Consider the following 26,070-nt stretch of genomic DNA (forward strand, 5'->3'; position numbering starts at 1 on the left):
ACAAGGAGAAGTGCCATGCGATCGAGAATTGCGCGCCCGGCCTTCGCGGCTCTCGCCGCGGCCGCGCTGCTGGCGGTGACAGGCTGCCAGGTGGACGTCGACACCGCGGGCGGCCCCCCGTCCGGGGACGACAGCACGCTGACCGTCGCGATCGACCGGTCCATCGACTCGCTCGACCCGCACGAGTCCGGGTCTTCGGGCGACCGGCACGTGCTGGCCAACATCTTCGACCGGCTGGTGGAAACCGATGTGGACGGTGGCTTCGTACCAGGGCTCGCGACCTCGTGGGAGGTGTCCGCGGACGAGCTCTCCTACACGTTCCGTCTGCGGGAGGGCGTCACCTTCCACAACGGCGAGGCGTTCGACGCCGACGCCGTGGCCGCGAACATCGAACGGATGCGCGAGCTCGCGCGCTCGGACGAGATCGCCACCATCTCGTCGGTGGACGTCGTCGATCCACTGACGGTCCGGTTCCGGCTGAGCGAGCCGTTCGGCGGGCTGCTGGCGACACTGGCCGACCGGGCCGGGATGATGGTCGCGCCCGAGGCGGCGCGGGACCGGGCGGCGTTCGCGGCACATCCCGTGGGCACCGGGCCGTTCGAGTTCGCCTCGCAGACCACGGGCGACAGCGTCACGCTCACGCGCAACGAGGACTACTGGACGCCCGGCACGCCCACGGTCGACCGGGTCGTTTTCCGGATCATCCCGGACACCGACGCCAAGGTCGCCCGGCTACTGGCCGGTGAGCTCGACCTCGTCGACACCGTAAGCCCTCAGTCGGTTCCGCGGATCGAGAACAACGACTCGCTCCGGCTGTCCACAAGGGAGCTGACGTTCAACATCCGGGTCTACTTCAACAGCGGCCGGGCACCGTTCGACGACGTGCGCCTGCGGCGCGCGGTAGCGGCCGCCATCGACCGCACCGAGGCGGCCAGGGTGGCCAACGGCGAGTACGCCGTGCCCGCACCCGGTCCGTTCCCCGGAGTCGGCCAGGTGCCGCAGGCCGATCCGGACACCGCCCGGCGCCTCGCCGCCGAGGCCGGCGTAGCCCCGCGCTTCTCGATGCTGGTCAACGCCGACGACCCCGCGCAGTCCCGGCTGGCGCAGACGTTGCAGAGTCAGCTCGCCCAGGCCGGCATCACGATGGAGATCGACGCCAGGGAGTACGGGGCGATGCTGTCCCAGTACCGGTCTCTCGACTACGACGCGATCCTGCTGACCAACAGCGGCCTGCCCACGCTCGGGGAGAGCTACTACCGCAACTTCCACCCTGACGGCAGCGCCTACGAGTCCGGCTTCGCCGACGAGACCGTGCACGAGCACCTCGCGGCCTTGCGGGCGAACTCGGACGAGGCACGCGGGCCCGAGCTGGAACGCCGGCTCGCCGACGACTTCGCCCGCGAAGTGCCGCAGGTGACGCTGTTCTTCTTCACCGATCTCAAGGCGGTCAGCCAGCGAGTGCAGGGCTTCCAGCACTATGCCGACGGCGTGCTGCGCCTGGCGAAGGTGGGGCGGGCATGAGCGTGGTCGATTCCAGGGCGGCCGGTGGGCCGCGGTCGGCGCAGGGGGACGGCGGACCGGTGCTGCGGGTCAGGGACCTGCGGGTCGGCTTCACCGGGAACGGGGCCGAGGTAGTGGCCGCCGACGGGCTCGATTTCGAGGTCCGCCCCGGGGAGACACTCGGCATCGTCGGCGAGTCCGGCTCCGGCAAGAGCGCCACGGTCGCGGCCGTCATGGGGTTGCTTCCGGGCACCGCCAGCGTGCGGGCCGGGGAGATCAGCCTGCTCGGCGAGGACCTGCTGCGCGTGAGCCCGCGACGGCTGCGCCAGCTGCGCGGCAACGACGTGGCGATGGTGTTCCAGGACCCCATGACCTCACTGGACCCGGTGATGACCATCGGCGACCAGATCGGGGAGGCGATCACCGCACACCAGCACGACCTGTCGAAGGCGCGGGTCCGTGAGCGGGCGGCGGAGCTGTTGTCCCTGGTCGGGGTGTCGAGTCCCGAGCGCCGTCTCGACCAGTACCCGCACGAGTTCTCCGGCGGGATGCGCCAGCGCGTCGTCATCGCGATGGCCATCGCGAACGACCCGCGCCTGCTGATCGCCGACGAGCCGACGACCGCGCTCGACGTGACCGTGCAGGCGCAAGTCCTGGAGGCGCTGCGGGCCGCGCGGGACGCGACCGGTGCCGCGACGATCCTCATCACGCACGACCTCGGCGTGGTCGCGGAGATGGCCGACCGGCTCGTGGTGATGTACGCGGGCCGGATCGTGGAGCACGGACCTGTGCGGGAGGTGCTGCGCGATCCGCGGCACCCATATACCCGGGGCCTGCTCGACGGGCTGCCCCGCCTGGACCGGCGCGTCGCGCGGCTGCGGCCGATCCCAGGTCAGCCGCCTGACCTGGCGGCGATCCCGGGCGCCTGCGCGTTCCATGAGCGTTGTGCGCTGTCGCAGGACCGGGCGCGGTGCCGGGAGGAGCGCCCTGCGCTGCGGGTGACGGCGACCGGCCGCGAGTCGGCCTGCCACTTCGCGGAGGAGGTCGCCGGCGCGGGGGCCGAGCCGGACGAGCCCCGCACGGCCGGCACGCCGGGGCCGGTCGTGCTGGAGGTGCGCGACCTCGTCAAGCGGTTCCCCGATCGCCGCAGCGGCCGCGGCGAGGTCAGTGCCGTGGACGGCGTCTCCTTCGCGCTGCGGGCAGGCGAGACACTCGGCGTGGTCGGTGAGTCCGGCTGCGGCAAGTCGACGGTCGGCAGGGCGATCGTCCGCTTGCTCGAGCCCAGCGGCGGCCGGATCGTCTTCCACGGAACCGACCTCACGGCCGCGAACAGGCGAGCACTGCGTGCCGCGGCCAGGGGCCTGCAACTGGTGTTCCAGGACCCCTTCGCGTCTCTGAACCCGCGCATGACGGTGCGTCAGGTGCTCGCCGAGCCGCTCAGGGTCCACCGGCTGGTGACCGGCGACCGGATCGCCGCGCGCGTCACCGAACTCATGGATCTGGTCCGGCTGAATCCCGAGCACGCCGACCGTTATCCGCACGAGTTCTCCGGCGGGCAGCGGCAGCGGGTCGCCGTCGCGCGGGCACTCGCGATGGAACCGTCCGTACTGGTGCTGGACGAACCGGTGTCGGCCCTCGACGTGTCCATCCAGGCACAGGTGCTCAACATGCTCGACCGCGTTCAGCGGGAACTGGGGCTCGCGTACGTGTTCATCTCCCACGACCTCAGCGTGGTGCGGCACCTGTGCGACCGGATCGCCGTCATGTACCTCGGCCGCATCGTGGAGCTCGCTGACAACGGCGAGCTCTACGAACGGCCCGCACATCCGTACACGCAGGCACTGCTGTCGGCGGTGCCGGTGCCCGATCCGGATCAGGCCCGGCGGCGCGACCGGATCATCCTGCGCGGCGCGCCCCCGAGTCCGGCCGACCCGCCGTCCGGCTGCCGGTTCCGGACCCGCTGCTGGCGCGCCGAGCAGCGGTGCGCCGACGAGACCCCGCCGCTCGTGCCGCACGGCACCGTGGCCCACCCCGTGGCGTGCCACTTCGCCGATGGTGGCGCGCCGGCGTTCGTCCCGACCGACGACGTAGCCGAGAAAGGGAACCTGTGATGCTGCGACCGGAAGACTTCACCGACGTCCGCTATGAGAGCGCGAGCGGGCTCGCCTGGATCACGATCGACCGTCCGGAACGACTCAACTCGTTCCGCGGCCGGACGCTGGACGAGCTCGTCGCGGCGTTCAAGCTGGCCTGGGCGGACCGGTCGGTCGGCGTGGTCGCCTTGACCGGCGCGGGTGAGAAGGCGTTCTGCGCGGGCGGTGACCAGAAGCAGCGCGCGGAGTCCGGCGACTACGGGCCGAGCGAGACGGGTCTTTTCGAACTGGAGACGCTGCAGCGGCTGATCCGGGACATCCCTAAGCCGGTGATCGCCGCCGTCAACGGTGTCGCCGTTGGTGGCGGCCATGTGCTGCACGTGCTCTGCGACCTGAGCATCGCGGCCGAGCATGCCACGTTCGGCCAGGCCGGTCCCCGGGTCGGCTCGTTCGACGCTGGCTTCGGCACCACGCTGCTCGCCAGGGCAGTGGGGGAGAAACGGGCGAGGGAGCTGTGGCTGCTCTGCCGGCGTTATGACGCCGAGACCGCCTACCGGTGGGGTCTCGTGAACGCGGTGGTCCCCGGGGACCGGCTGCGCGCGGAGGTTCGCAGCTGGGCGGACGAGATCCTCGCGCTCAGCCCGACCGCGCTCGGGTACGTCAAGCACGCGTTCAACGCCGACACCGGGGGCGTCACGGCGCTGTCGTCGCTGTCGTTCGACACACTGCACCTGTTCGAGGGCACGGACGAAGCACGGGAGGGCCTGGCAGGCCTGCTGGCCAAGAGGGCGCCTGACTTCGGGCGCTACCGGACGTGAGCTCGCGCCCACAGCGGGCCCTATGATGGGCGCACGAACGAAGGGGGTGCCCTGGTCAAGGTCAAGACGGGCGAGACGATGCGCTCGGCGAGCCGACTGTTGCAGGTGCTCAGCGCCTTCACGCTCGACGCGCCGGCGAAGACGATCGCCGAGATCAGCCGGGAACTGGAACTCTCGGCCAGTACCGTGCGCCGGCTGATGCTGACGCTGGAGGAACACGGCTTCGTCCGCGTGGACGCCGAGTCCGGACGGTACCGGCTGCATCACGAGGTCGTCCGGCTCGGCGCCGTCGCGGCACAGACCTCGAGCTTGATCGACGTGGCCGGTCCCGTGATGGAGCGGCTGCGCGACAAGACCGAGGAGACGACGCAGCTCGCCGTGCGCAGTGGCGTCGACGTGGTGTTCGTCGGCACCCGGGACGGTCCTCTCGGCCTGCGGATCTTCCACCCGGTCGGGTGGCGGCATCCGACCTACCTCGGCAGCGCTCCGGGCAAGGTGCTGCTCGCCTCGCTCCCCGATGACGAGTTGACCGAGTTGCTTCCCGAGGGCCCCTGGCCCGGCCACACCAGCCGGACGGTGGTTTCACCCGAAGCGTTCATCGACAGCCTCGGACCCGTGCGCGAACGGGGCTACGCGATCAACGACGGCGAGACGGAGCAGGGCGTGTGGGCGGTGGCGGCGCCGATCCGTGACCACACGGGCGCCGTCGTCGCGGCGCTGAACCTGCCGTGCCCGGCCGCGCGGGTGCCGGCGTCACGACGGATGGAGCTGATCACCGTGACGGTGGAAGCGGCCGACGAGATCTCGGCAGCGCTCCGGTTCCGCCCCGAGTCCTAGAACAGGGAAACGGTCCGGGTCGCCGCGCGGAGTGAGCCGGTGGCCAGCAGGTTCTCGGTGAGCAGCCGGTCCCGTTCGTCGAACTCCGCGGCGACGCGGGCGACCTCGTCGGCGTGCCCGCCGGGAACCGCCAGCACGCCGTCCGGGCCGGCCACCACGAAATCGCCGGGGTGGACGGTCACACCCGCGCACATGACGGGCACGTTCAGCGCCACCGAACGGAACCGGCCCGCCGGGCCGCGCAGGGCGACGCCACGGGCGAAGGCGGGAAAGCCATGGCCGGCGATCTCGTCCGTGTCGCGGACGGCACCGTCGACGACGGCGCCGGCGAGCCCCCGGTGCACGGCCGCCGCCGTGAGGGTTCCGCCCCAGAACGCGATGCCGGTGTCGCCCCCGGCGGCGAGCACGAGGACGCTGCCCGGCGCCGCGGTGTCGACCGCCTCGAACGTGTGCTCGGGTTGTCTCCGCTCGGTCGCGCGTTCGTAGACGACCGTGACGGCGGGTCCCGCGATCCGGGCGGCGACGTGGGAGCGGAGCCCGGGTGCGAGCACGCCGGGCAGGCCGAGGTGGTCGAGCGCGTCGGCGATCGCGGCGGGGGTCGCTGCCGCGAGGGCCCGGCCGGGGTCGGTGTTCACAGTCCCCACCGTCCTTTCTGTTGTGCTCCGTCCACGGCGAGGTGGGCGCCGTTGACGAACGCGGCACGGGGCGACACCAGGAAGGCGACGACCGAGGCGACCTCGTCGGCCGTGCACAGCCTGCCTGGTGGCAGGGAGCCGAGTGTGTCGCGTTCGACCTGCTGCTCGGAGACGCCGCGCAGGGTGGCCACCCGTGCGGTGAGCAGGCCCCAGCGTCCGGTGTCGACTGGTCCGGGGTGGACGGTGTTGATCCGGACTCCCCGTGTGCCGTACTCGGCCGCCAGCGACCGGGCCAGGCTCAGCACCGCCGCGTTCACGCTACCGGCGAGCACCTCCCACGGCGCGGCCTGCAGACCGGCGTTGCCACCGACCAGCACCGCGGCGCCTCCGTGGGTGGCCAGGGCCGGCAGCACGGCACGACACAGCGTGGCGTGCGCCAGCAGTTTGGAACGCAGTGCGAGCACCCAGTCCTCTTCGTCCACATCAGACAACCGGCCGGCGGGTGCGGCGCCCGTGCAGGCCACCGCGGCGTCGATCCGGCCGTGGGTGCGCAGCGTCCAGTCGACGACCGCGGCGCACTGGTCCGGGTCGGCCATGTCGGCGGTGCGCGGGTGGACGGACGGCCCCAGCTCCGCCGCGGTAGCGGCCAGTCGCCGCCGGTCCCGCGCGGCGACGACGACCGTGGTGCCCTCGTCGGCGAGTCGCGCGGCCACGGCGGCACCGATTCCAGCGCTGCCACCCGAGACGAGTGCGACGCGGCCGTGCAGTCCGAGGTCCATGTGGGTCAGCTCCCGGTGGTGGTGCGCTCCAGCAGGATCTCCTTGTGGCCGTCCAGCGGGCGCAGGCTTCCGGGCGGCACGAGGCGGACTTCGGCGCGCACGCCGAGCCTGCGGTGCAGCCGGTCGGCGATCTCGCGAGTCAGCGCCGCGTGCTGCGGCGAGGGCAGGCCCTCGGCATGCTCGACGCGAACCGGCAGCGGCTGGTCCGTGGTATGACCGGGGAATCCGGCGATGATCCGCACCGCGCCGGTCACGCGCGGCAGTAGCCCGCCGACGACGTCCTTGACGGCGGCGGGGAACACGTTGATCCCGCGGACGATGAGCATGTCGTCGGCCCGCCCGAGCACCACGATGCGGAAGCCGGTCCGGCCGCACGGACATTCGGTGCCGGCCACCTCGACGAGGTCGCCGCTGCGGTAGCGCAACAGTGGGCTCGCGTGCCTGCGCAGCGCCGTGTAGACGAGTTCGCCGCGGCTGCCCTGTTCGATGCGCTGGGCGCGGCCGGTCGCCGGATCGACGAGCTCGACGTGGAGCGCGTTCTGCGAGCACAGGTGCATCCCGCCGCCCGCGTCGCACTCGGCCCAGTAGGTGGATCCGAAGTCGGCGCCGCCCATCAGGTCGCGGACCTCGGCGTTCCACAGCTCGCGGAGCCGCTGCCGTACCGAGGGAATCCCGGCCCCCGGCTCACCACCGAGCGACAGCAGCCGGATCGGCAGCGCGGTCGCGGGCTTGCCGAGCACGGCCGGCGCGGATTCGGCGAGGTGACGGGCGAGTGACGGGGTGCCGACGAGCGCGGTCGGCCGCAGCTGGTCGATGGCCAGCAGCAGGCGCTCGGTGCCCGCCTCCGCGCCGATCGGCAGCACGGTGCAGCCGGCGTGCTGCAGCTGCTGGACGATCGGCAGCCCGCCGACGAACCCACGGGACATCGCGAACGCCTGTAGTACCACCTCGCCTCGCCGGATACCGTTGGTCCGGAAGACTCGGGCACCCATCTCGTTCCAGACGTCCCGATCGCCGGCCGTCAGCGCGAGGTAGACCGGTGCACCGGTCGTACCGGAGGTCGCGTGCACCTGCACGATCTCGCTGGGCCGGACGGCGAGATGGGCGCCGAGCGGCGGCTGGTCGGCGAGCGAACGGCGGAGCTCGGCCTTGGTGGTGAACGGAACCGCCTCGAGCGCGTCGAGCCCGGTGAGGTCGGCGCGGCCGATGCCGGCCTCACCGAGTTTCCGGCGGTAGAAGGCGGAATGGGCCAGTACGTGGTCCAGCTGCGGTCCGAGCAGGTCCTCGTGCCGCTGCCGCACCCGTGCCCACGGCAGGTACTCCCAGTCAGCCGTTGACATGGGGCAGGACCTCCTCAACGAGGCGACGCAGCTGCTCCTCCTGGTCGTGGGAGCACAGCCGGAGGGCGATGTGCTGCACACCGGTGCCGCGGTAGCGGCGCAGGTCCTCGATGCACTCCTCGGGCGTGCCCGCGGTGGTCCACGCCGCCGTGCGGCCGGGGCTGAACGTCGTCGCGTAGTACTCATCGAGGTACCGCCGTGCCCGGTCGAGCGAGTCCTGTTTGCTCGTTCCGATGTGGATGTTGTGGTAGAGGCAGTTGCCCAATCGCTCCGGATCGCGGCCGGCGTCGGCCGCGAGCTTGCCGATCGTCTGCCAGCCGACGGCGAAATCCTCCGGGGTGGTGCTGTGGGTCATCCAGCCGTCGGCGATCCGCGCCACGCGTTCCAGCCCCCGTCCCGCCGGCCTGCCCGGGGCGCCGGCGGCGGCACCGGAGTCCGGAGTGGACAACCGAGTGGCGTTGGTGGTCAGCCAGATGGGCGGCGGATCCTGCAGCGGTCGCGGTCGCAGACTGAGCCCGGAGAACTGGTGGAACTCACCGGTGAACGGCTCGCCATCGGTCGTCCACAGGTGCCGCAGCACGGCGATGTTCTCCAGCATGCGGCGGCGGCGCTGTGCCGCGGGCACGCCGAGCGCCTCGCTCTCGGCCTGCCATTCCGGCCCTTTGCCGCCGCCGACGCAGGCGATGAGCACCGTCCGGCCACCCGCGAGGTGGTCCAGGCTCGCCCATTCGTACGCGAGGGTCAACGGGTCGCGCAGTGCGAAGCTGCCCATGCACGCAGGGCCGATCAGCACGTGGCTCGTCCGTGCCGCGAGAGCGGCGAGCAGCGTGACGGCGTCCAGCCGGGGGTTCACGTAAAGCGAGTCGCCCACCCAGACGGAGTCGATGCGACCGGATTCGTCGGCCTGCTCCGCCAGGCGCAGGAGGTCGGCAGCCGTGCCGTGCCCCAGAACGACGTTGCGGTTGGCCAGAGTGAGCCCGAACCGAAGGTGCTCCACACTACCTCCACGGCAAGTGTCATTATCTGACTTTTGAAGTCACAGTATGGCTGCTACAGTCCCGTGTGTAAACCACCCGGGCGGAGGCGAGATGGCCGGAGTTCCCCGAACGTCCGCCGTGGAACGTGCCACGGACGGACGACTGTCCAAAGTGATGACTCTCGACAGCGCGCTGGCCGGCATCGGTGCGGACACGCTGATCGCGGTGGGCGGATTGTGGTACCACAACCGGCCCGCCGCGGCGATCCGTGCGTTGCTGCGCGGTGGCGTCTCCGGGCTGCGCCTGCTCACCTCGCCACCGTCCAGCTTCGACACCGACCTGCTCATCGGGGCCGGAGCCGTGCGCACGCTGTACACGGCGCACGTCTCTTTCGAACACCTCGGGCTCGCACCCCGGTTCCGCCGCGCCGCCGAACGCGCCGAGCTGGAGATCATCGAGTGCGACGAGGCCACTGTGCTGGGCGGGCTCATGGCCACGCTCGAGGGCCTCCCGGACCACCCGGTGCCGTCGCTCGTCGCCACCGACCTCCTGCGTACCTCGACCCAGGTGCGGACCGGCACGGACGGGCCGCGGGCGCCAGCGCTCAGGCCCGACGTCGCGGTGCTGCACGCCCAGGAGGCCGACCGGTTCGGCAATGTCCGGCATCTCGGGGCGGCGTTCTGCGACCCCGTGTTCGCCAAGGCGTCCGCGCGCGTCGTGGTCACCGTCGACCGGCTGGTCGGCAACGACGTGGTGCGCGCGGAGCCGTGGCGAACGACCATTCCGGGCTATCTCGTCGACGCGGTCGTGCCGCTGCCCTACGGGGCGCACCCGTGCTCCAGCCACGGGCTGTACTGCCACGACGAGGAGCACCTGCGGCACTACCTCGCGGCGGCGGGGGCGCCGGACGGGGACGGAGGGGACGCGTTCGCGCGCTACCTGAGGGAGTTCGTGCACCTGGACCACGCCACCTATCTCGACCGGATCGGCGGGACCGCGCGGCTCGACGCGCTGGACGAGGAGGTCGCGTGAGCTATTCCGACCGGGAACTGATGGCCGTGCTGCTGGCGCGCCAGCTACGGAACGGCGAGATCGGGATGATGGGCGCCAGCAGCGAGATCCCGGTGGCGGCGGCCCTGCTCGCGCAGTGCCTCCACGCGCCGGACCTGACGGTGATCATGCCCTCCGGTGCCGTGAACCCGCGGCCGGGCAGGCTGTACCGATCCTCGTCGGACGGCCGGTGGTTCACCGGGTGCGAGGCCATCGGCACCGCGTACGACCTGTTCGAACTGTCGGAGAACGGACGGCTCGACTTCATGTGCTACGGCGGCGTCCAGCTCGACCGCTTCGGCAACATCAACCTGACCCGGACCGGCCCGTTCGGCGAGCCACCCCGGTTCCGTGGCCCGGGGCTCGCCAACATCTCGATGGCCGTGACGGCGAAACGCACGCTGTTGTTCAGCACGGCACACTCACCGCGCACGTTCGTCGAACGGGTCGACTACGTGACGGCGCCGGGTCATCTGTCCGGCGGCACACAGCGGCGTCGTGCGGGGATCGCCACAGCGGGCCCGCAGGTGTGCATCACGCCGCTCGCGGTGTTCGGTTTCCCCGAGCCCGAGCACGCCATGACGGTGTCGTCGCTGAATCCGGGTATCGAGCCCGGTCGCGTGCTCGACGCGACCGGCTTCGCCCTGCCCCCGCCGCCGTGGCCGGCGACGGAACCGCCGACCGGGGAGGAGCTCGGCGCGTTACGGGCCGTTGTCGACCGGACCGGGGTACTTCGAAGCTGAAAGAGAGGACCAGCCATGCGATTCCAAGATCGTGTCGCGATCGTCACCGGAGGCGCCGGCGGCATCGGCCGGGCGACGTGCCTGCGACTGGCCGAGGAGGGTGCGACCGTGGTGGTGGCCGACATCGACGCCGACGCCGCACGCACCACCGCCGCCGAGCTCGCCACGCCCGGACTCGCCGTGCAGGTCGACGTCGGATCACCCGATTCGGCGCGGGAGCTCGCCGCCACGGTCACCGACGTCCTTGGCCGCGTCGACGTGCTGGTCAACAACGCCGGCTGCGACACCATCGGCCCGTTCGCCGACAGTGATCCCGCGACCTGGCAGCGGCTGCTCACGGTGAACCTCATGGGCACGATCGCCTGCACGCACGCCGTGCTGCCGAGCCTGATCGAGCAGGGTGAGGGCGCGATCGTGTGCGTGGCCTCGGACGCGGGCCGGGTCGGTAGTTCCGGCGAGGTGGTCTACTCGGCGACGAAGGGTGGTGTCATCGCGTTCGGCAAGGCGCTCGCCCGTGAGGTCGCCCGCCACCGCATCCGCGTCAACTCGGTGGCGCCCGGCCCCACGGACACGCCGTTCCTCAACGGGTTCGGCGGCGACCTGGAGAAGATCCTCAACGGCATGATCAGGGCCACCCCGTTGCGCAGCCTGGCCCAGCCGGAACAGATCGCGGCCGCGATCGCGTTCCTCGCCTCCGCTGACGCCGACTTCATCACCGGTCAGACGGTGAGCGTGTCCGGCGGGCTCACGATGGTGTAGCGCCACTCACCCTCCGCCACGCCGCCGTGAAGTCTCCGGCGCGCCCGGTCAGGTCCGCGAGTTCGCGTGCGGCGCGTTCCTGGCTCTCCCGGGTGACCGCGGAAGCCAGGCCGAGCCGATGTGCGCGTGGCAATTGCACGAGGCGGCAACCGGGCTGATCACGGCGAAGAACAGCACATCGCTGGGCGCTCGACGCGATCGCAGTGCCGTTCGCCGGCTACGCCGCGTATCACGGCGGGGCGCTGGAATCCTGGTACGGAGCGCAAAGGCTTGACCGGATGTTCGCCCACCGGTCCTTCTGGACGCCGGGATCACCGTGGCCGGTTCGTCGGACTACCCGTGTGGGCCCTACGAGCCGTTGCTCGGTCTGCAGAGCATGGTGACCCGAGGCGGCGTCGACGACGGCGCGCTCGTCGGCGTCCGGCAGGACCTCACTGCGGCCGAGGCGCTCGCGATCTACACGATCGGCTCGGCCGCGGCGTGCGGCGACGAGGGGTGGAAGGGACGGCTGGCGCCGGGGTTCCTCGCCGACTTCGTGGTGCTGGACCGGGATCCGCTCGCTGTCGAACCCGAGTCGATCGCGGACACCAGTGTGCTGCACACCTACGTCGGCGGGAGTCGCGTGTGGACTCGAGCTCAGTGAGTCCTAAGTGGTCAGATCGGGTGCGAACTGCGCGAGCGCGACCTTCCTGGCCTCGGCGACCTCCTCGGTGGTCGCGGTGCCGGAGGCCTCGGTGGCGCTGGCCCACGCACTCACCGAGTGCTGCGAGAAGCGCTGCACGTCGTCGGAGTTCTCCCACTCCGTCGGGTCGCCATCGGCCTCGCCGCGCACGTACCGGTCCAGGCCGAGCAGGCTGACGTCCCAGCCGGGGCCGACGTAGAGGGAGCCGGCGCCGCTGCCCGCGATCTCGATCGGCACGGTGTGCTCGAGTTCGATCACCGTGTCGTCGTTCTCGTCGGCGGCGAGCCGTAGCTCGACGATGCTGTTCTCGGCGCCCCAGGTCAGCTGCAGCAGCTGGGGCCGTTCGCAGCGCAGGATCTCGCCGCCGGCGTTGCCCTCCACCTGAAACTTGCCGCCGGCCTGCAGGTCACCGCTGACCGGGGCGAACCAGCGCGCGAGCCGGTCGGGCTCGGTCACCGCGTCCCAGACGTCGTCGATCGGGGAGGTGTAGCGGCGGCGCAGCAGGATGCTGACCGTCTCGCCCTCATCACCACCGGTTACCTGTCTCTTCTTGACCTCGCGGTAGACGGTCTTGAGCTGAGTGGCTATGTCGATCATGGCTCTTCCGTGCCCTTCTTCCTGCGGTCCCGTTTGCCTCGTGCGAGTTCGGTGGCCAGCGCGTCGAGATGCTGGGTCCAGAAGCCGCGGAAACGCTCCAGCCACACGTCGACCTCCCGCAGCCCGGCCGTGTCGACGGCGTAGAGCCGGCGGGCGCCTTGCGCGCGGACGGTGGCGAACCCGTTGTCGCGCAAAACCCGCAGGTGCTGGGAGACCGCGGGCTGGGAGATTCCGAACTCGTCCTGGATGATGGCCGTGACCGCGCCCGACGTCTGCTCACCGTCGGCGAGCAGTTCCAGGATCCGGCGGCGGACCGGATCCCCCAGTACGTCGAACGCGTGCACGGAAAAGATCCTTGCAGTGACGACTTATATAAGTCAAGGCTAAGATATTCAGCCGGGGGGCCAGGTCAAGCCTCGCCCGCCGAGGACGTGGCAATGCGCGTGGAAGACCGTCTGCTGGCCGTCGGAGCCGGTGTTGAAGACGAGCCGGTAGCCGGACGCGTCCACCCCGTCGAGCTTGGCCACCTCGCCCGCGACGGCCAGCACCTCGCCTGCGAGCGCGGGGTCCGCGCTCGCCATGATCGCGGCGTCGGCGTGGTGCTCCTTGGGGATCACCAGCACGTGGGTGGGGGCCTTGGGGTCGATGTCCCGGAACGCGAGGACGGTCTCGGTCTCGTGGACCACGGTCGCGGGCAGCGTCCGCTCCACGATGCGGCAGAACAGGCACTCGGTGCTCATTGTGCTCACTGTATGCCAGTGGTCTGGGTGCCGCGGGGAAATCGGCGGCAGATCGCAACTTGCGATTGTCGTGTTCGCCATACGGACCGTCACCGTCAGTCACCGCGATGGCGGCGTTGATTTTCGTCCCGGCCGGTTTTGCCGGTGCCGCCGCCGTTTCGCCAGGCCGGCGTCATTCGGCCTCGCCGGGCACGGTAATGCCCGGATATGTGACAGGACGCCGGTCGCCGCGACGCCCTGTCATTGTCTGAAACGACAGTTTCAGTTGCGTCGGTGATAGGCCTCTGTGACCTCGGACGGAATGCGCCCACGCTCGGAAATGTCGAAACCGTTCTTGCGGGCCCAGGCGCGAATCGCCTGATTCTGCTCACGGTCGGCCGACGACGAGCGGCCCTGAGCCTGTCCGTTGGCCCGCTTGCCCTGCGTGCGCTTGCGGCCGCCGGCACGGCGCGCGTGCTCGATGTACTGGGCCAGCGTGTCGCGAAGCTCCTCGGCATTCTCCGAGGAGAGGTCGATCTCGTAGTTGACGCCGTCCAGACCGAACTCGATGGTCTCGTCGGCCTCGGAACCGTCGAGATCGTCCACGAGGGAGACAAGAACCTGCTGAGCCACTGTTCCTCCTGCTTTGCCCGGACAATGCAAATGTGAATTGCCTTCTCAGCCGGAAGTGTACCGGATACCGGCGGTCCGGGAACACGTTCCCGATTATAACGGTCTGTGTTCGCACTAACCCCGGATAGGAGAAAGCAGCTCCACTAGTCGGTAGACGCGCAAATGTGGTTACCGGTTGTCCGGCAGCGCCGGGTATTCGTCAGCGGCGGCCACGTCGGGACCGATCTCGAGGCACTCACCGGCAGCCCTGGAAACGCACGGCATGACGAAACGGCGCCGCTGGTGGGCGTCCAGCACGAGATCCCGGTGCTCGGGCTCGCCGGAGAACAGCCGCACGCGGCACGTGCCGCAGGTCCCGCTCTCACACGAGCTGGGCACCTCGATTTCGGCATCGCGCAGCGCGTCGAGCAGTGTCTTGTTCGCCGGCACGTCCACCGTCCGGCCGGTGGGCCGCCACGTCGCGCGGAACGGCAGGGCCGTGCCATCGGTGCCCGCGACCCCGGCGAAGTCCTCGAAATGCACCCGGCTCGGCCGCCAGTGCATCGTCAGCGCCCGCACGTCGGCCAGTAGCCCGCCCGGGCCGCAGCAGTAGACGCGGGTGTCCTCGCGTGGTTCGGCGAGGTAGGGCCACAGGTCGAGGCGGCCCGCCCCCGCACCGCTGTGGTGCAGCACCACGGCGTCGTCGTCCACAGTGAACTCGTCGAGGAACGCGGTGTGCTCCGGCGAGCGGGTCAGGTACAGCAGCCGGACGTCGGCCCCACGGCGGCTCAGGTGCCGGAACATCGCCCTGATCGGCGTGATGCCGATGCCTCCCGCGATCAGCAGGTACCGGTCCGACGGGTGCAGCTCGAAGCTGTTCGACGGCGCCGAGACCTCCAGCTCGTCGCCGGTCCGGGTCTCGTCGACGAGGCTGACGGAACCACCCCTGCCGCCATCCTCGCGGGCGACGGCGATCACGTAGCGGTCGCGCTCGGCCGGGTCGCCGGTGAGCGAGTAGCTGCGCGCGGCCCCCGACGGGGTGTGCACCGTGAGGTGCGCGCCGGGGGTGAAGGCGGGCAACGCGGAGCCGCCGGGCGCCCGCAGCTCGAACCGGCATACCGATGGCGTGAGCAGGTCCTTGGCCGTGATCCGAACGGTGAACGCGGGCGTGCTCATGCGGCCGCCCCGTAGGACACGACGTCGCCGGGCCTGATCGTGCCGCCGCTCAGCACCTCGGCATAGCAGCCCAGCTCGGCGTGACCGTACTGCTGCACGAGGTGGCGGGGAACGGCGATGTCGCGGACGGCGTTGACCGGGTCCACCTCGGTCGCCGCGCAGCGCTTGGTGTTGAGCACGCCCCGCAACCGTACCTCGCCGATCCGGAGCTCCTTGCCCACGAGGTCGAGCTCGCTGAACGGCGGCAGCCCGTCGAAGTAGACGTTGGCCCTGAACCGCAGCGGGTCGATCGGCACGCCCACGCGGTCCTCCAGATCCCGCACCGAGTCCAGGTTGATGAGCGAGATCGCGTTCATCATCGCGTCGGAGACCACCGACACGTCGGTGAACCGCCTGCCCTCGGCGTGGGCGAGCAGTGGAGGGCGCTCGGCGGGACGGTCCAGAACCCTGGCGAAGAACGCGGTGGCCTCCTCGGCGCCCTGCTCGCTGGACAGGTCCGCCTCCAGCACCCGGTGCCCGCGCACGTCCACCGTCAGCACCGAGCTCGCCGGGTCGAAGCGGGTCGACAGCCCGGCGAGGCGCTCGTCCCTGGCCAGCATGAAGAACTGGTCCTTCGGCAGCGGGCTCGTCTGCCCGGGTACGTACCGGCCCTCCGGCCGGGCGAGGGCGAACACGCGGTCGTGCGGCACCCCGCGACCCGCCTCGAGGGTCACCGAGTCCAGCGGCTGCGCGCTCAGGCCCTTGATCGGGTAGACGTACAGGTTGCGGATGTGTCCGGTCATCGCAGTCGTCTCGCTCCCTTCGCCAGGTGCACCGTATCCCCGCTAGATCGCGTCTAGCGGCCGCCCCTCCCGATCTCGCGCCTCCAGGTCGAGAGCGAGAGGAGGCCGGATGACCGCGAGCGAGAACACGACCGCACTGCGTGTCGCGGTGATCATCGGCAGCACCCGCAAGGGGCGGGTGGGCGACAACGTCGCGCACTGGTTCGCCGGCCTGGCATGCGAACGGGAGGACCTGGACGTGGCCGTCGTCGACCTCGCCGACTTCGAGCTGCCCGCACAGTTGCCCGCCGAGACGACGGACGACATGGCCAGGCTCGCGGCGCGCATCGGGGAGTCTGACGCCTTCGTGGTCGTGACCCCCGAGTACAACCGCAGCTTCCCGGCGTCCCTCAAGCAGGCCATAGACGTCGCCTACGACGAGTGGCACGGCAAACCCGCCGGGTTTGTCTCCTACGGCTGCCGCTCCGCCGGGCTCTACGCCGTGGAACAGCTGCGGTGCGTGTTCATCGAGCTCCACGTCGTCACCATGCGCGACACCGTGAGCTTCGACCTCTTCGCCGACGACGTCGACGACTCCGGGCGGCCCGCCGACGACGGCGAGACCGCCCGCACCGTCACCGCGATGCTCGACCAGCTCGTCTGGTGGGGCCGGGCCCTGCGCGCCGCCCGCGCCGAGCGGCCGTACGTCACCTGACTTGGAGAAAGGAAAGTTGATGAGTAAGCACAGGGGAGACCTGGCGATCCAGGCGTCAGGGCTGATCAAGACCTTCGGCAAGACGAAGGCGGTGCGCGGCATCGACCTGGAGGTGCCTGCCGGCACGGTGTACGGCGTGCTCGGGCCGAACGGCGCGGGCAAGACGACCGCGGTCCGCATGCTGGCGACGCTGCTGCGACCGGACGGGGGCGAGGCCACCGTGTTCGGCCACGACATCGTGCGCGAGGCCGACGCGGTGCGCGGCAAGGTGAGTCTCACCGGGCAGTACGCCTCGATCGACGAGGACCTGACCGGCACCGAGAACCTCGTGTTGCTGGGCAGGCTGCTCGGGCACCGCAAACCGGGTGCGCGCAAGCGGGCGGCCGAGCTGCTGGAGGCGTTCGGGCTCACCGAGGCCGCGGACCGGCAGGTGAAGAACTACTCGGGCGGCATGCGCAGGCGCATCGACATCGCAGCGAGCATCATCAAGACGCCGGAGCTGCTGTTCCTCGACGAGCCCACCACGGGCCTCGATCCGCGCAGCCGCAACCAGGTGTGGGACATCGTGCGGATCATCGTCGCCCAGGGCACGACGGTGCTGCTCACCACCCAGTACCTCGACGAGGCCGACCAGCTGGCGTCCCGCATCGCGGTGATCGACCAGGGTCGCGTGATCGCCGACGGCACGCCCGGTGAGCTGAAGTCGTCGGTCGGCGCCGGTTCGGTGCACGTCCGGCTCCGCGACGCGGCGCAGCGGCCGGAGGCCGAACGGGTGCTCGTGCGCACGCTCGGCACCGACGTCACGCTCGAACCCGAGCCGGTGGCGCTCACGGCGCGCATCTCCGGCGAGGAGTCGGGCAGGGGAGCGGCCGAGCAGGCCTCCCGCGCCCTGCACGAACTGGCCGCCGCCGGCATCACCGTCGACGACTTCTCCCTGGGCCAGCCGAGCCTCGACGAGGTGTTCCTCGCCCTCACCGACCACACAGCCAACCCGACCGATGAGGAGGTGGCGGCATGACCACCGCGACCCCGGAGAAGGAGACCGCGCCGTCGGTCGCCTACGTCCCGACCGCCGAGGGCCTCGGCGCCGTGCTCGCGTCGGGCGAGCAGCCACCGAGGCCGAGCGCGTGGTCGGCGTCGGTGACGTTCGGCTGGCGGGCGATGCTGAAGATCAAGCACGTGCCCGACCAGCTGTTCGACGTCACCGCGTTCCCGATCATGATGACACTGATGTTCACCTACCTGTTCGGCGGCGCGCTCGCCGGGTCGACGGGTGAGTACCTGCAGTTCCTGCTGCCGGGCATCTTGGTGATGAGCATCGTCATGATCACGATGTACACCGGCGTCGGCGTGAACACCGACATCGAGAAGGGTGTCTTCGACCGCTTCCGCACCCTGCCGATCTGGCGACCGTCCGCTTTGGTCGGTGCGCTGCTCGGCGACGTCTGCCGGTACCTGATCGGTTCGACGGTGATCCTGACGCTGGGCCTCATCCTCGGTTTCCGTCCCGAGGGCGGGCTGACCGGTGTGCTGCTCGGTGTTGCGCTGCTCGTGGCGTTCTCGTTCGCGTTCTCGTGGATCTGGACGATGTTCGGCCTGTTCCTCAAGAGCGAGAAGTCGGTGATGGGCGTGAGCATGCTCGTGCTCTTTCCGATGACGTTCCTGTCCAATGTGTTCGTCAACCCGGAGACGATGCCGGGCTGGCTGCAGGCCTTCGTGGACGTCAACCCGATCGCCCACCTCGTGGCGGCGGTGCGCTCGCTGATGGCGGGTACGCCCGACGGCGGCGAGATCCTGTGGACGCTGATCTCCGGCGGCGTGATCCTCGCGATCTTCGGCACGCTGACGATGCGGCTGTACAACAGGAAATGACGTCGGGGGGTCTCCTGGCGGCTCCCTGGGGATCGCGTGTCTGACGATCCCTAAAGCCGCCAGGAGATCGCCTCGGCCGCCGGGTCGTAGCGGCAGCTGGCGCCGGTGGAGACGGTCGCCCGCAGATGCGCGGCGAGCTGGGGGTGGCGATCGTCGAGCTTGCGCAGGGTGTCGCGAATGCGTGCGGTCACGGCCTTGCGGGCCCGCTCCGCCTCGTCGCCGAGGCGGCGCTGGCGCCCCGCGAGTCCCGCGGCCGCACGCAGCTCGTTCAGCAGCGCCGCCCGTTCGCGGTCGAACTCCACCGCCCTGCGGTCGTCGCCGCGGGCGGCGGCGCTGTCGATCTCCTCGTCGAGCACGGCGAGCCTGCGCCGGTAGCTCGCCCTGGCCTCGTCGTCGAGAATGTCGTCGCCGCCAAGGCGTTTCGCGGCGATCACCACCTCCCCGCCGTCGGGGTTGAGCAGCTCCACTGCGGAGACGTCCGTGCCGGGCCTGCTGATCAGGTGGTGCAGGTCGCGCAAACCCTTGGCGTCGGGCAGGTGCACGGTGTGCCCGTCGAGGCCGAGCGACCACACCTCGCCGGTGAACCGGAACTCGCCAGAGGGCTTGTTCTCCCTTACCTCCAGTGTGGATACCGGGGTCACGAGCGTGATCCCGAGTTCTCCGGCCTCGCGTTCGAGCTCGCCCCGCAGCGCGGCGGCGCGGTCGGCGTCGCCTGGTGCGCCCCGGCCGAGCAGCGCCTCCACGAGCCCTGCCCTCGCCTCGATCGACCACACCCGGGTGCGCATGGCGTCGGCGGATCGCCACGCCGCGGTGAAGCCCTCGATCGCCCGGTCCCAGCGCCGCTGGGCGGCGTCGACCGCGGCGAGCCAGTAGTCCACCGGGCCGCTCAGGTCGAAGCCGTACATCGAGACGAGGTACTGGCCCGCGAACGGCGTCAGCTCGTCCCGCGACCGTTCGCACAACTCGGGGTCGCGCGTGACGGCCGCCGTCTGTGCCCGCAGGCGCAGCCAGAGCGGCCCGATGCTGCGTGCCTCCGCGTCGTCGCCGGGACCCTCGTCCAGCAGGCGCAGCGCGGGACCCGGGTCACCTTTCCGCAGCGCGGTGATGGCGGCGATGAGCGGCGCGTGCGAGTAGTCCTCTGGGCCGATCGTCTCGTGCAGCCGGTCCAGTTCCTTCAGGTCGCCCTTGAAGTAGAGCAGCTGCCAGCGCTGGTGGTGGCTCATGGGAAAGAGTTGCTCGTGCGCGGCGGACCACGATCCGTCCGCGCGGGCGGCGAGGTCCTCCGCGTCGGCGAACCGCCCGGTGAACGCGGCGATCAGGCTCTGGTCGATCAGTGCGCCGATACCCATGCGGGTGTCACCGACCCTGGCGGTCAGCGCGACGAACTTGTCGAGCTGGTCCAGGTAGGCCGGGTCGCCCGTCTCCAGCAGCGCGACCCAGCGCAACGAGGTGGCGAACTGCTCGGTCTCCAGATCGCCGGTGCGGCGCGCGACGCTCGCGAGCTCCTCGGTGAGCGCCACACGCTGCTTCGAGCTGCCGAGCCCCCAGATCGTGTCGTGCAACGACCACAGGGTGAACCCGAGCGTCTCGTCGTCCCCGTCAGCGCGGGCGAGCTTCTCGAGCCGGAAGGTGAGCTCGGCGGCCAGCTGCTGCTGGGAGCGCTGCTCGGGCCTGCCATCGCCGATCAGCGCGCGATGGGCCTCGGCGAGCAGATCGCCCGTGCGGTCCCGCCCCGACCCACGATGGGCGTGGTACGCGGTGAGCGCCACCCGCGCGAGGAGCGTGGGATCCTCCCGGCCGAGGGCGAACGTCCTGGCCTCGTCGAGCACCCTGCGTGCGCCCTCCGCGTCGTGGTCGTGGTCGAGCTGGCGGAACAGCTCGAGCGCGAGCACGGTCCGCAGCCGCGGCTCCTCCTCTCCCGCGAGTTCGAGTCCGCGCCGGTAGTGCCCGACGGCCTCCTCGGAGGCCAGCCTGCTGGAGGCGTGCCGCGCGGCGGCCAGCACCAGCCGTACCGCGTGGGCCCGCTCGATCTCCTCGCCCGCGAGGTAGGCGTGGCGGGCGAGGTCGGCGGGGAACACCCGCTCGGCGAGCGAGGGGGAGCGGTCGAGGGCGCGCACGACGGCGGCGTGCCTGCCGCGCAGTTCGGTCTCGTCGAGCGCGTCGTAGAGCGTCTCGCGCACCAGGTCGTGGGCGAACGCGAACGAGCCCCCGCCGCGCGAGAGCACCAGGCGGGCCGCCGTCGCGCGTTCCAGCAGGCGGTCGACCTGAGGGACCGGCGCGGAGACCGTCGCGGCCAGCACCTGCCGGTGGAACTCCCTGCCGAGCACGGCGGCACCGGTGAGCAGCCTGGTCACGGGCTCGGGCAGCAGCGACAGCCTGCGGCGCACGGCGTCGCGCACGCCCGGCGCGATGGCGGTGATCGTGCCGCTGCCGTGCCACAGCCGGGCGGTCTGTTCGACGAAGAACGGGTTGCCGCCGGTGCGCCGGTGCACCTCGGCGACCAGGTCGGCGTCGGGCTCGCCGCCGATGGTGCGGGCCATGAGCTCTCGGACGTCGGCGGGCTCCAGCCCGGTCAGCGTCAGCGTGGTCGCCCTGCTCAGCAGCGAGGTGATGAGCGGGGTGAGCACGTGGTCTGCGGCCTCGACCTCGACATCGCGGTAGGTGCCGACCAGCAGGACGCGTTCGAACCACGTGTGCTGGGCCGCGAACTCCAGCAGCTTGAGCGAGGCCGGGTCGGCCCAGTGCAGGTCGTCGAGCACCACGACCACGGGCCGCTCCTGCGACACCGCGACGAGCGCGCTGGTGACGGCGTCGTAGAGCTGGAAGGCGTCGGCCTGTTCGGTGGGCGAGGACTCGCCGAGCAGGATCCCGAGCCGGTCACCGGCCGCCTGCTCGACCCGTGCCCATTCCTCGGTGGTGGTCCCTCGGCGCAACCCGCGCACGACCTGCACCCACGGCCAGTAGCCGGGCGCGTTGTCGGAGTCCCAGCACGACCCGCCGAGCACGAGCGCGCCCTGCCTGCGGGCCTCGTCGGCCGCGTTGGTGACCAGCGTCGTCTTGCCGATCCCGGCCTCACCGGTCACCAGGACGAGGCCGCCGTGACTCTCGGCGGCCCTGGCGACCTCGGCGCGCAGCTGCCCGGCAGGGTGCTCACGGCCGATGAGCGCGCCCGTGGGGTTCTCGGTTCGCATGGCGCTTCCGACCCTAGCGACTGCGAGCCCGGATTGTCGGCTCTTATTCGGGTGTCAGCTGGCCCGGAAGAACCGGTCGAGCACGCGCGTGCCGAAGCGTAGCGCGTCCACCGGAACCCGCTCGTCGACGCCGTGGAAGAGGGCCGAGAAATCCAGGTCGGCCGGCAGCCGCAGGGGAGCGAACCCGAAGTTGCGGATGCCGAGCCGCTGGAACGACTTCGCGTCGGTGCCGCCGGAGAGCATGTACGGCAGGGTGCGGGCGCCAGGGTCCTCGGCCAGCACCGCGGCGGTCATGGCGTCCACCAGCGCGCCGTCGAAGGTGGTCTCGACGGGCGGCAGCTCCATCCACTCCTTCTCGATGTCGGGGCCGAGCAGCTCGTCGAGCTCGCGGTCGAAGGCCTCGAGCCTGCCGGGCAGGATCCGGCAGTCGACCGCGGCCTCGGCGGTGGAGGGGATGACGTTGGACTTGTAGCCGGCCGTGAGCATCGTGGGGTTGGCGGTGTCGCGCAGGGTCGCACCGATCATGCGCGAGATGTTGCCGAGCTTGGCGACGGCGCCCTCGAGGTCGTCCTCGGGGAAGTCCCAGCCGGTGATCTCGGTGACCCCGGCGAGGAACTCGCGGACCGAGTCGGTGAGCACGAGCGGGAAACGGTGGTTGCCGAGCCTGGCGACGGCCTCGGAGAGCTTGGTGACGGCGTTGTCGCGGTGGATCATCGAGCCGTGGCCCGCGGTGCCGCGCACCCGCAGCTTCATCCAGCGGATGCCCTTCTCCGCGGTTTCGATCAGGTAGGCGCGCACGTTGTCGCGGAGAGTGATCGAGAAGCCACCGACCTCGCTGATGGCCTCGGTGGCGCCCTCGAAGAGGTCGGGCCGGTTGTCGACCAGCCACTGCGCGCCGAACTTGCCGCCGGCCTCCTCGTCGGCGAGGAAGGCGAAGATGATGTCGCGTGGCGGGACGATGTCGTGCCGCTTGTAGTGCCTGGCCAGCGCGAGCGTCATGCCGACCATGTCCTTCATGTCGACCGCGCCGCGGCCCCACACGTAGCCGTCCTGGATGGCGCCGGAGAAGGGGTGGACGGACCACTCGGAGGGGTCTGCGGGCACGACGTCGAGGTGCCCGTGGACGAGCAGCGCGCCCCGGCTGGGATCGGCACCGGCGAGGCGGGCGATCACGTTGTGCCGGTCCTTGCCGCCGGACTCGACGTAGGTGATCTCGTACCCGACCTCGGTAAGCTTCTCGGCGACGAACTCCGCAGCGGCCCGCTCGCCGACAAGGGTGGTGGGGTCGCCGGTGTTGGTCGTGTCGATGCGGATGAGCTCGCTGGTGAGCGTCACGGCCTCATCGGCGGCGGCGTCGATCAGGTTAGGTTCGGTCACCTAACATTCCTATCATTGGTGCAGGTGAGGCAGGTGGGACGCCGTGAGGTGCCCCCCGATGCGAGGCCGGGAAGGCGTGGGCTACTCTATTCCCCAGCAAGTCCGAGTGGCGGAATGGCAGACGCGCTAGCTTGAGGTGCTAGTGCCCGTAAAGGGCGTGGGGGTTCAAGTCCCCCCTCGGACACAATTGATCATGTTTGACCTGCATGTTTGGCGTGGGGTTTTGTCCACGTGAAGTGGAAGCCCTGGTCAGTTCCGTGGGGTTCAGATGCCTGGTGTGGTGTTTCGTGCGTCTGATGCCGGAGTGACGCCAGCATCGTCGTCTGTTAGCTGTGGGGCCGTTTCGCTCTTGCGTCGTTGCCAGCCGGAGCGAGGCATTTGAGGGCGGTGCCGTGCTGTAGGCGAGTATGCCGGCCCGGGCTTGCGCAGCAACTCAAGGATCGGCCCCCTCGGCCAAGGATGCCGGGCGAGCCCTTAACACGACGGTGCTGTTGCACGTTCGCAAGGGCGCGCCGAACCTGCGGTACGCCATGTCGCGTTTCGGCCAGCTCGGGAGTCGACTTGCGGACGCATGCGCGGTGACGCCAGAACGACTGCGCTGACAAGCCCGGTGATGACTATCCTCCTCCGTAGCCTCACGTCGCATTCGGGCCCGCTACGGAACCGTAGGGATCACATGCTTCATGTACGTCCGCGGCCAAGCATGAACCACCGTCCATCGACATAAACAGCGATAGCTGAGCGGTTCTCGTCGAACCAGCCCGGCGCCGATCAACGCGTCGAGGGCGCCGGGGCGCGACGCTTCGACGATGCTGATGACCGTGGCCAGCGTCGCCGTGGGCGCGGGTGACGTGGTCGTCCTGCGGGTCGTTGGCGGTGGTGGGTACAGCGAACCGGTCGAGCGGGACCGGGACCCTGCCCGGGTGGCGGCGGACGTCCGATCTGGCCTGGTGACCGCCGAGGCGGCCCGGGTCTCCTACGGAGTCGTGCTCGACGAGGCCGGTCGCTCCGATCCCTCGGCCACCAGTGCCGAGCACGGATACGCAGCAGTCTTACGCAACACCTCGTTCTCCTGCTCCAACAGGCGGTTACGCTTACGCAGCACCCGCAGTTCGGCGGACTCCCCGTGCCACACTCGACGGCTTGCCGCCGTCGACGTCGCGGGGCAGTGCTGAATCTATCAAGGTGTCAGCCAGACCCCGGGCAGCCCAGACACACCGGCAAGGTGGATCGTCATGGCGCCAGCGAGGCTGCGAAGGACGGGCAGGACATGGGGACCCATTCATCACTGCAGGTGTCCCGTCGCGCGACCGGGCCTCCAGTTATCAAGAACCACTAAGACGCCCATGGTCGACAGCACACTCGAGACCTGACACGGCCATCTTGATGGAGGCGTTCAACTTCCTGGTGTCTCGATCAGCCAGCCAAGCCAGTATAAGCCCGTCAACCATGGCGAAGACCAGCCTGACAAGGGGCACCACCATGCCGTCATCCTCGTGCGGCAGCTTGCACGCACGGATGATCTTTACGCATTTTCGCTCACCAGCCCTATAGGCATCCTTGGCAACGTCCGACGACGCGCCGCCTTCGCCGAGCATCCATCGATACAGGTCAAATTGAGTCCGCGCGTGAGCGCTATTCGCGGTATACCAATCCGTCGCTGTGGTGAGCAGCGCCGATGCCGCACTTCCTATCCCCTTGCCGAGATCCGATCGCGATAATTCCCCAATGATGAGCTCATCGATATATTGAAAGACGGCCATGAGGAGTTCCTGCTTCGAGTGGAAGCAGTAGTGGAGGCTGGCAAGCGGAGCATCTGCGGCAGCGGCGATCCGGCGCGTCGTGGCTCCACTGACTCCGTGCTCGCCGATCACCTGCACGGCGGCCTCGACGAACGCTTGGCGACGGTCATTCGCTGTTACTCGGCCCATGATCCTAACCCTGCTGACTTGATCGGTTGACCATGAGCCTAACAGGGAAGGTCGGGCAAGTGCACTGAAAGGGCCACCAGCAACAACAGCCGCTCGAGCCGGCAACGCCTCGACGTCAGCGAGTCGGCGCTCCGTGCCTCCAACAGCAGATTCCAGGTGGTTCTCCGGTTTGGAACTCGCACCGCGCCTGCCGAAAGGGCGCGAGTTGTGCACACCACTCACTATCCAGCCTCGGTCCCCGACCAGCGCGTGGGCTGCCGGGCCTGCCGCGCCACATCGTATGACCCGACCGCGACACCTCTGAGTATTCGGCAGGCCACCGCGACATCGATCCCCGTCCCCGGTCAACTCGTGGAGCAGCCGATACTTCAGTTTGGAAGGATAGTCTGCTGAGCGAAAACGCCGCGGCACGCTTCAGGATCTCGTTCTCCCATCTCCAGCAGCCGTTTTATTTCCGCAGCTGCGCCAACTCGCGCTTCTCCGCCGAGGTCAACCGCGTCTCGCTGCCATTCTCACAGCGTCAGCCTGGGCCATCCACCGCCGCAGGTGGGTCTCGCTGATCTGCACCTGTTTCGCCAGCTCAGTGACCGGATGCTCGCCCTGACGGGCTAGCTCCACGGCACGTTGCCGAAACTCGGTCGGGTGAGGTGCAGGCATACGAACATCCTCCCTGGTAGCCGCAGACACCAAACAACAGGTGATGTGCCGACTTCTGGTCGGGCGGTGGCGAACATGCCGCGCAGCTGCGACGGCCAGCTAACATTCCCGAATACTGAACATCAACATGGGGACGAAGGCCACACCTGCCGCTGGCGAGCCGGAAGCCACTGCGGAGCGCGACTATTTGATGTCGGCTCAGCTGCCCGGTTTGCAGTTCGGTTTTGTCAGTTGGAGCGTTCGGCCCGC

At 70.1% G+C, this 26,070-nt stretch carries 26 protein-coding genes and 1 tRNA gene; 13 read left to right on the top strand and 14 right to left on the bottom strand.

Annotated elements, in window-relative coordinates:
- The first annotated feature begins 15 nt into the window (after nt 1-15).
- From FCN18_RS16680 to FCN18_RS16695, 4 genes are all read left to right on the top strand, one after another.
- A complete protein-coding gene (locus tag FCN18_RS16680; protein WP_137095546.1) occupies nt 16-1,521 on the top strand; it encodes an ABC transporter substrate-binding protein in 1,506 nt (501 codons plus the stop codon).
- Nucleotides 1,518-3,611: an ABC transporter ATP-binding protein gene (locus FCN18_RS16685; protein ID WP_137095547.1), complete on the top strand. Its 2,094-nt coding sequence runs from the start codon at nt 1,518-1,520 to the stop codon at nt 3,609-3,611. The genes FCN18_RS16680 and FCN18_RS16685 overlap by 4 nt, the downstream gene beginning before the upstream one ends.
- Nucleotides 3,611-4,411 (top strand): enoyl-CoA hydratase-related protein, encoded by an 801-nt coding sequence (locus FCN18_RS16690; protein WP_112274227.1) that lies wholly within the window; start codon nt 3,611-3,613, stop codon nt 4,409-4,411. The genes FCN18_RS16685 and FCN18_RS16690 overlap by 1 nt, the downstream gene beginning before the upstream one ends.
- Nucleotides 4,412-4,489: 78 nt before the next feature.
- Entirely contained in the window at nt 4,490-5,248 is a 759-nt protein-coding gene (locus FCN18_RS16695) for an IclR family transcriptional regulator (RefSeq protein WP_199542988.1), read from the top strand.
- Here FCN18_RS16695 and FCN18_RS16700 read toward each other — a convergent pair.
- Genes FCN18_RS16700 through FCN18_RS16715 form a run of 4 tightly spaced genes read right to left on the bottom strand, consistent with a single transcriptional unit; the run spans nt 5,245 to nt 8,999 of the window.
- Nucleotides 5,245-5,883: an RraA family protein gene (locus tag FCN18_RS16700; RefSeq protein WP_158303123.1), complete on the bottom strand. Its 639-nt coding sequence runs from the start codon at nt 5,881-5,883 to the stop codon at nt 5,245-5,247. The two genes, FCN18_RS16695 and FCN18_RS16700, sit on opposite strands and share 4 nt — an antisense overlap.
- Nucleotides 5,880-6,662, bottom strand: coding sequence for an SDR family oxidoreductase (locus FCN18_RS16705; RefSeq protein ID WP_112274221.1), 783 nt, complete (start codon nt 6,660-6,662; stop codon nt 5,880-5,882). The genes FCN18_RS16700 and FCN18_RS16705 overlap by 4 nt, the downstream gene beginning before the upstream one ends.
- Before the next feature lie 5 nt (nt 6,663-6,667).
- Nucleotides 6,668-8,002, bottom strand: coding sequence for a phenylacetate--CoA ligase family protein (locus FCN18_RS16710; protein WP_113642999.1), 1,335 nt, complete (start codon nt 8,000-8,002; stop codon nt 6,668-6,670).
- On the bottom strand, nt 7,989-8,999 hold the full coding sequence (locus FCN18_RS16715; protein WP_112274217.1) for an LLM class flavin-dependent oxidoreductase: 1,011 nt from the start codon (nt 8,997-8,999) through the stop codon (nt 7,989-7,991). The genes FCN18_RS16710 and FCN18_RS16715 overlap by 14 nt, the downstream gene beginning before the upstream one ends.
- 154 nt (nt 9,000-9,153) lie before the next feature.
- On the opposite strand from FCN18_RS16715, the gene FCN18_RS16720 reads away from it, so the two are divergent.
- The 4 genes from FCN18_RS16720 (at nt 9,154) to FCN18_RS16735 (ending at nt 12,174) form a co-directional block, all read left to right on the top strand.
- Nucleotides 9,154-10,011 (top strand): CoA transferase subunit A, encoded by an 858-nt coding sequence (locus FCN18_RS16720; RefSeq protein ID WP_199542985.1) that lies wholly within the window; start codon nt 9,154-9,156, stop codon nt 10,009-10,011.
- Entirely contained in the window at nt 10,008-10,772 is a 765-nt protein-coding gene (locus tag FCN18_RS16725; RefSeq protein WP_199542982.1) for a CoA-transferase, read from the top strand. Before FCN18_RS16720 ends, FCN18_RS16725 begins: the two co-directional genes overlap by 4 nt.
- Nucleotides 10,773-10,787: 15 nt before the next feature.
- Complete coding sequence (locus FCN18_RS16730) at nt 10,788-11,531, top strand: SDR family NAD(P)-dependent oxidoreductase (RefSeq protein ID WP_112274214.1); 744 nt, start codon at nt 10,788-10,790, stop codon at nt 11,529-11,531.
- Between the two features lie 316 nt (nt 11,532-11,847).
- On the top strand, nt 11,848-12,174 hold the full coding sequence (locus FCN18_RS16735) for an amidohydrolase family protein (protein WP_206077919.1): 327 nt from the start codon (nt 11,848-11,850) through the stop codon (nt 12,172-12,174).
- 3 nt (nt 12,175-12,177) lie between these two features.
- Here FCN18_RS16735 and FCN18_RS16740 read toward each other — a convergent pair whose 3' ends face one another.
- The 6 genes from FCN18_RS16740 to FCN18_RS16765 all read right to left on the bottom strand — a co-directional run bounded on the left by FCN18_RS16740 (nt 12,178) and on the right by FCN18_RS16765 (nt 16,099).
- Nucleotides 12,178-12,810 carry an SRPBCC family protein gene (locus tag FCN18_RS16740; protein ID WP_112274210.1) on the bottom strand — a complete coding sequence of 211 codons (633 nt, stop codon included), beginning with the start codon at nt 12,808-12,810 and terminating at the stop codon, nt 12,178-12,180.
- Nucleotides 12,807-13,154, bottom strand: coding sequence for an ArsR/SmtB family transcription factor (locus FCN18_RS16745; RefSeq protein ID WP_199542975.1), 348 nt, complete (start codon nt 13,152-13,154; stop codon nt 12,807-12,809). Before FCN18_RS16745 ends, FCN18_RS16740 begins: the two co-directional genes overlap by 4 nt.
- A 48-nt stretch (nt 13,155-13,202) precedes the next feature.
- On the bottom strand, nt 13,203-13,550 hold the full coding sequence (locus FCN18_RS16750) for a histidine triad nucleotide-binding protein (RefSeq protein ID WP_137095550.1): 348 nt from the start codon (nt 13,548-13,550) through the stop codon (nt 13,203-13,205).
- A 261-nt stretch (nt 13,551-13,811) separates the two neighbouring features.
- Nucleotides 13,812-14,162, bottom strand: coding sequence for a histone-like nucleoid-structuring protein Lsr2 (locus FCN18_RS16755; protein WP_112274204.1), 351 nt, complete (start codon nt 14,160-14,162; stop codon nt 13,812-13,814).
- Nucleotides 14,163-14,330: 168 nt separating this feature from the next.
- Nucleotides 14,331-15,317, bottom strand: a complete 987-nt coding sequence (locus tag FCN18_RS16760) for a PDR/VanB family oxidoreductase (protein WP_112274202.1) — start codon at nt 15,315-15,317, stop codon at nt 14,331-14,333.
- Nucleotides 15,314-16,099: an MOSC domain-containing protein gene (locus tag FCN18_RS16765; RefSeq protein WP_112274200.1), complete on the bottom strand. Its 786-nt coding sequence runs from the start codon at nt 16,097-16,099 to the stop codon at nt 15,314-15,316. Before FCN18_RS16765 ends, FCN18_RS16760 begins: the two co-directional genes overlap by 4 nt.
- A gap of 109 nt (nt 16,100-16,208) precedes the next feature.
- On the opposite strand from FCN18_RS16765, the gene FCN18_RS16770 reads away from it, so the two are divergent.
- The 3 genes from FCN18_RS16770 to FCN18_RS16780 are packed head-to-tail and all read left to right on the top strand — an operon-like array spanning nt 16,209 to nt 18,665.
- Complete coding sequence (locus FCN18_RS16770; protein ID WP_112274198.1) at nt 16,209-16,793, top strand: NADPH-dependent FMN reductase; 585 nt, start codon at nt 16,209-16,211, stop codon at nt 16,791-16,793.
- Nucleotides 16,794-16,812: 19 nt separating this feature from the next.
- Nucleotides 16,813-17,811, top strand: a complete 999-nt coding sequence (locus tag FCN18_RS16775) for an ATP-binding cassette domain-containing protein (protein ID WP_112274196.1) — start codon at nt 16,813-16,815, stop codon at nt 17,809-17,811.
- Nucleotides 17,808-18,665 (top strand): ABC transporter permease, encoded by an 858-nt coding sequence (locus FCN18_RS16780; protein WP_112274194.1) that lies wholly within the window; start codon nt 17,808-17,810, stop codon nt 18,663-18,665. Before FCN18_RS16775 ends, FCN18_RS16780 begins: the two co-directional genes overlap by 4 nt.
- 50 nt (nt 18,666-18,715) lie before the next feature.
- On the opposite strand, the gene FCN18_RS16785 is transcribed toward FCN18_RS16780, so the two are convergent.
- Together FCN18_RS16785 and FCN18_RS16790 are read right to left on the bottom strand one after the other, a co-directional pair.
- Nucleotides 18,716-21,856: an ATP-binding protein gene (locus tag FCN18_RS16785; protein WP_137095551.1), complete on the bottom strand. Its 3,141-nt coding sequence runs from the start codon at nt 21,854-21,856 to the stop codon at nt 18,716-18,718.
- Nucleotides 21,857-21,910: 54 nt separating this feature from the next.
- Nucleotides 21,911-23,233 (bottom strand): M20/M25/M40 family metallo-hydrolase, encoded by a 1,323-nt coding sequence (locus FCN18_RS16790; protein WP_137095552.1) that lies wholly within the window; start codon nt 23,231-23,233, stop codon nt 21,911-21,913.
- A 100-nt stretch (nt 23,234-23,333) separates the two neighbouring features.
- On the opposite strand from FCN18_RS16790, the gene FCN18_RS16795 reads away from it, so the two are divergent.
- Together FCN18_RS16795 and FCN18_RS39755 are read left to right on the top strand one after the other, a co-directional pair.
- Nucleotides 23,334-23,417 (top strand) — tRNA-Leu (locus FCN18_RS16795).
- 625 nt (nt 23,418-24,042) lie between these two features.
- Complete coding sequence (locus tag FCN18_RS39755) at nt 24,043-24,408, top strand: hypothetical protein (RefSeq protein WP_206077929.1); 366 nt, start codon at nt 24,043-24,045, stop codon at nt 24,406-24,408.
- Nucleotides 24,409-24,558: 150 nt separating this feature from the next.
- Here FCN18_RS39755 and FCN18_RS16805 read toward each other — a convergent pair whose 3' ends face one another.
- Entirely contained in the window at nt 24,559-25,164 is a 606-nt protein-coding gene (locus FCN18_RS16805; protein WP_137095553.1) for a TetR family transcriptional regulator, read from the bottom strand.
- Between the two features lie 489 nt (nt 25,165-25,653).
- Entirely contained in the window at nt 25,654-25,821 is a 168-nt protein-coding gene (locus FCN18_RS40860) for a helix-turn-helix domain-containing protein (protein ID WP_137095554.1), read from the bottom strand.
- Between the last annotated feature and the right edge of the window lie 249 nt (nt 25,822-26,070).

Origin of the sequence: Prauserella endophytica (assembly GCF_005146945.1) — a bacterium.
In the GTDB taxonomy this organism is placed as follows: domain Bacteria; phylum Actinomycetota; class Actinomycetes; order Mycobacteriales; family Pseudonocardiaceae; genus Prauserella_A; species Prauserella_A endophytica.

What these genes read in the sequence shown, in the direction of transcription:
- FCN18_RS16720 (WP_199542985.1), top strand. Translation starts at nt 9,154, where the DNA reads ATGACTCTCGACAGCGCGCTGGCCGGCATCGGTGCGGACACGCTGATC.
- FCN18_RS16770 (WP_112274198.1), top strand. Translation starts at nt 16,209, where the DNA reads ATGACCGCGAGCGAGAACACGACCGCACTGCGTGTCGCGGTGATCATC.
- FCN18_RS16775 (WP_112274196.1), top strand. Translation starts at nt 16,813, where the DNA reads ATGAGTAAGCACAGGGGAGACCTGGCGATCCAGGCGTCAGGGCTGATC.
- FCN18_RS39755 (WP_206077929.1), top strand. Translation starts at nt 24,043, where the DNA reads ATGCTGATGACCGTGGCCAGCGTCGCCGTGGGCGCGGGTGACGTGGTC.
- FCN18_RS16705 (WP_112274221.1), bottom strand. Translation starts at nt 6,662, where the DNA reads ATGGACCTCGGACTGCACGGCCGCGTCGCACTCGTCTCGGGTGGCAGC.
- FCN18_RS16740 (WP_112274210.1), bottom strand. Translation starts at nt 12,810, where the DNA reads ATGATCGACATAGCCACTCAGCTCAAGACCGTCTACCGCGAGGTCAAG.
- FCN18_RS40860 (WP_137095554.1), bottom strand. Translation starts at nt 25,821, where the DNA reads ATGCCTGCACCTCACCCGACCGAGTTTCGGCAACGTGCCGTGGAGCTA.
- FCN18_RS16730 (WP_112274214.1), top strand. Translation starts at nt 10,788, where the DNA reads ATGCGATTCCAAGATCGTGTCGCGATCGTCACCGGAGGCGCCGGCGGC.
- FCN18_RS16760 (WP_112274202.1), bottom strand. Translation starts at nt 15,317, where the DNA reads ATGAGCACGCCCGCGTTCACCGTTCGGATCACGGCCAAGGACCTGCTC.
- FCN18_RS16690 (WP_112274227.1), top strand. Translation starts at nt 3,611, where the DNA reads ATGCTGCGACCGGAAGACTTCACCGACGTCCGCTATGAGAGCGCGAGC.
- FCN18_RS16695 (WP_199542988.1), top strand. Translation starts at nt 4,490, where the DNA reads ATGCGCTCGGCGAGCCGACTGTTGCAGGTGCTCAGCGCCTTCACGCTC.
- FCN18_RS16685 (WP_137095547.1), top strand. Translation starts at nt 1,518, where the DNA reads ATGAGCGTGGTCGATTCCAGGGCGGCCGGTGGGCCGCGGTCGGCGCAG.
- FCN18_RS16710 (WP_113642999.1), bottom strand. Translation starts at nt 8,002, where the DNA reads ATGTCAACGGCTGACTGGGAGTACCTGCCGTGGGCACGGGTGCGGCAG.
- FCN18_RS16765 (WP_112274200.1), bottom strand. Translation starts at nt 16,099, where the DNA reads ATGACCGGACACATCCGCAACCTGTACGTCTACCCGATCAAGGGCCTG.
- FCN18_RS16780 (WP_112274194.1), top strand. Translation starts at nt 17,808, where the DNA reads ATGACCACCGCGACCCCGGAGAAGGAGACCGCGCCGTCGGTCGCCTAC.
- FCN18_RS16750 (WP_137095550.1), bottom strand. Translation starts at nt 13,550, where the DNA reads ATGAGCACCGAGTGCCTGTTCTGCCGCATCGTGGAGCGGACGCTGCCC.
- FCN18_RS16785 (WP_137095551.1), bottom strand. Translation starts at nt 21,856, where the DNA reads ATGCGAACCGAGAACCCCACGGGCGCGCTCATCGGCCGTGAGCACCCT.
- FCN18_RS16805 (WP_137095553.1), bottom strand. Translation starts at nt 25,164, where the DNA reads ATGGGCCGAGTAACAGCGAATGACCGTCGCCAAGCGTTCGTCGAGGCC.
- FCN18_RS16680 (WP_137095546.1), top strand. Translation starts at nt 16, where the DNA reads ATGCGATCGAGAATTGCGCGCCCGGCCTTCGCGGCTCTCGCCGCGGCC.